Annotated in this window: 3 protein-coding genes; 1 reads left to right on the top strand and 2 read right to left on the bottom strand. The window is 65.4% G+C overall.

What is annotated here, in order from left to right; genetic code table 11:
* Both VK533_RS00150 and VK533_RS00155 read right to left on the bottom strand, forming a co-directional pair.
* Positions 1–255: DUF6445 family protein (locus tag VK533_RS00150; RefSeq protein ID WP_324373810.1), on the bottom strand; the 255-nt coding region annotated here is incomplete at its 3' end.
* Between the two features lie 71 nt (positions 256–326).
* On the bottom strand, positions 327–2,597 hold the full coding sequence (locus VK533_RS00155; protein WP_324373812.1) for a glycoside hydrolase family 3 N-terminal domain-containing protein: 2,271 nt from the start codon (positions 2,595–2,597) through the stop codon (positions 327–329).
* Between the two features lie 352 nt (positions 2,598–2,949).
* On the opposite strand from VK533_RS00155, the gene VK533_RS00160 reads away from it, so the two are divergent.
* A partial coding sequence (locus tag VK533_RS00160) for a hypothetical protein (RefSeq protein WP_324373813.1) occupies positions 2,950–3,198 on the top strand: 249 nt, incomplete at its 3' end.

Raw genomic sequence — 3,198 nt, forward strand, 5'->3', positions numbered from 1 at the left:
GTCGAAATCGTCATAGTCGAACGCGCCGCCGATAAAGCTAGCGGCCTGCTGCAGCACGCGATCGGCATAGGTAAAAGCCGCCACGTCGGCCTCGGTGATGACTCGACGCAGGCCCGGATAATAATTGTCCGCGTTTGCCGGAAACGGCGCCAGCGCCGCCGCGATCTCGATGATCGCGCCGACATCGCCGGTGAAATCGTCGACTACGACCACCGGGTGCTGCCCTTCGCCGAAGCGGCGCAAAGCGGGTTTCATGTCTGGCTCACCGCGCGATCATCTCCCGCGCTTGTGGTGGACTGCCTGCCCTGCCCCAGCAAGCCTTTGGCTCAGGCGGAGAGCGTGAAGGTCGCGGGCGTCCCGCCCACCGACGACGGCGCGATCCACACGTCGAAATCGCCGGGCTCCGCCGAGCGGCTGAAATCGGGATGGACGAAGGCAAGATCGTCACGCACCAGCGTGAATTCGACCGTCGCGCTCTTCCCCGGTTTCAGATCGAGATGCTTGAGCCCTTTCAGCGAGCGCACCGGCTGCGTCATGCTCGCCACCCGATCGTGGATATAGAGCTGCGCCACCTCGTGCATCGCGCGCGTGCCAGTGTTGGTGATCGTCGCGGTCACGGTCAGAATCTGATCGCCGGCCAGTGTCGGCGCACTCACCTGGGTCGGCGAATAGGTCGCGGTCGAATAGGTCAGGCCGTGGCCGAACGGGTAAAGCGCCTCGTTGGTCACCTCGCGATAGCGCGACTTCCACATCGCGTCGTCGGTCAGCTGCGGCCGGCCGGTGCTGCGATGATTGTAGTAGAATGGCTCCTGCCCCGACGCCTGCGGGAAGCTGACCGGCAGGCGGCCTTGCGGCGCATAATCGCCGAACACCACATCGGCGACGGCGTTGCCCGTCTCCGAGCCAAGGAACCAGGTCGCGACGATCGCGGGCGCGTTCCGCACCGCGCCGGTCAGCGCGAGCGCACGGCCATGGCGCAGCAAGACCACCATCGGCTTGCCGAGCGCGGCAAGCGCCTCGGCCAGCGCCATTTGCGGCGGCGGAACGACGATGTCGGTACGCGACTGCGCTTCGCCCGCCATGTTGGTGCTCTCGCCGACGACGAGGACGATGATGTCGGACACCTGCGCGGCAGCGATCGCGTCGCGGATCCCGCCCTCGAGCGGTTTCTCATATTCGGAGCCGCGTGCGACGTGCAGCACGCCCTTGGGGCCGAGCGCCGCCCGGAACCCCTCCTCCATCGTCACGCAGGTCGCGTAATCGGGAAAGTTGGACCAGGGGCCGGGATAATCGCCCTTGTCGGAGATGCAGGGGCCGATCAAAGCGATCGACTTGCCGCTCTTGGGCAAGGGCAGCAGATCCCCCTCGTTCCGGAGCAGCACCATCGATTTGCGCGCGGATTCACGCGCCAGATCGATCGCATCCTTGCGGCGCACGTCGCGCTTCTCGCGCACCAGATCGAGCGAGCGATACGGGTTTTCGAACAGGCCGAGCGCCTTCTTGACGCCGAGCACGCGGCGCACCGCGGTATCGACCGTCTTCATGCTGACCTTCCCGCTCTTCACCAGATCGGGGAGATGCTTGATGTAGAGGCCGCTCTGCATCGAGATGTCGCAGCCGGCATTGATCGCCTTGGCGGCGGCATCGGGGCCGTCGGCGGCGTAGCCGTGCAGGATCATCTCCTGGTCCGATGTGTAGTCCGACACGACCAGGCCGCGGAAACCCCACTCGCCGCGCAATATGTCGGTCAGCAGATGGTGGTTGCCGGTCGACGGCACGCCGGCAATGTCGTTGAAGCTCGACATGGTCGACAGCGCGCCGGTGTCGAAGCAGGCCTTGAACGCGGGCAGGTGCGTTTCGCGCAGCGTCGTCTCGGGAATGTCGGCGGTGTTGTAATCCTGGCCGCCCTGGACCGCGCCATAGGCCGCGAAATGCTTGGGGCATGCCAGCACGCTGTCATTGTTGCGCAGGTCGCTGCCCTGAAAGCCTTCGACCCGCGCGGTGGCGAGCAGCATGCCGAGATAGACATCCTCGCCCGATCCCTCGACGACGCGGCCCCAGCGCTCGTCGCGCGCGACATCGACCATCGGCGCGAACACCCATTGTATGCCCTTGGCCGACGCTTCCACCGCCGCCGCCCGCGCGGTGCGGCGCGCGAGATCGGGATCGAAGCTGGACGCTTCGCCAAGCGGCACCGGGAAGGTCGTCTTCATGCCGTGGATCGTGTCGGCGGCGAAGATCATCGGGATCTTGGACCGCGATTGCTGGATCGCGATCCGCTGCAACTCACGCCCGCCCGCGACGCCGATGCCGTTGAACAGGCCGGTCAGACGGCCGGCAGCGATATCGGCTTTGAGCTGGTCGAGGTTCTGCGCGTTGACGGTCGGGTTGATCGCCGCTCCTTCGGTCCGCACGGGATCGCTGTAGATAGTGAGCTGTCCGGCTTTTTCCTCGATCGACATGCCCGCGAGAATCCGTTCGATGAACGGATCGCCCGCATCAACCCGATCTGCCCAGGCGCGGGCCGGAACCACGCACGCGGCGATGGCTGCGGTCGATGCGCCTTTCAGCAGATCACGGCGGGACAGGTCGGTCACGACAGCTTCTCCGGTTGTGATACCGTTCCCACACCTTCCCGAAAAATCCGGGTCTGCGCGATTCGCGGCCGTCAAATTCCCTTGGCGAATGCGCATGAAACCGGTTACTACGCAACGGTGGAATCGGTTACGCGGCCGTAAGAGTCCGTGCCATCCGCCCCGGCAGCGCCTGTCGGCATAGGAAAGGATCAGGGCGAGGCGATGGCTCCAGGCCGATCAATTCTATGCAGTTCCGACTCGCAACCGATGCGGCCGCCGAACGTTCGCGGCGGCGCGCACGACGCATGTCGCCGCCCAGAAACGACCGAATAATAAGACCAAGGCGTCGCACGCCATTTGAAGGGGAATCGAAATGACGAAGCTGATGAGGGCAAGCCTGCGAGCGGCGCTTGCGACCACGGTTCTTGGCGGTGGCGCGTTCGTACTTGCCATGCCGGCTGCCGCACAGACCACCTCGACCATTCGGGGGCACGTCGACGGGGCCGCCGCCGGAGCGGCCGTGGTGCTCACGGATCAGAACACCGGCCATCAGGATACCGTCAAGGTCGATGCCAGCGGCAATTACGCCCTGATCGGGGCGCCACCGAGCACCTACAAGGTC

The sequence above is a fragment of the Sphingomonas sp. genome, from assembly GCF_035317925.1.
GTDB lineage: Bacteria > Pseudomonadota > Alphaproteobacteria > Sphingomonadales > Sphingomonadaceae > Sphingomonas_I.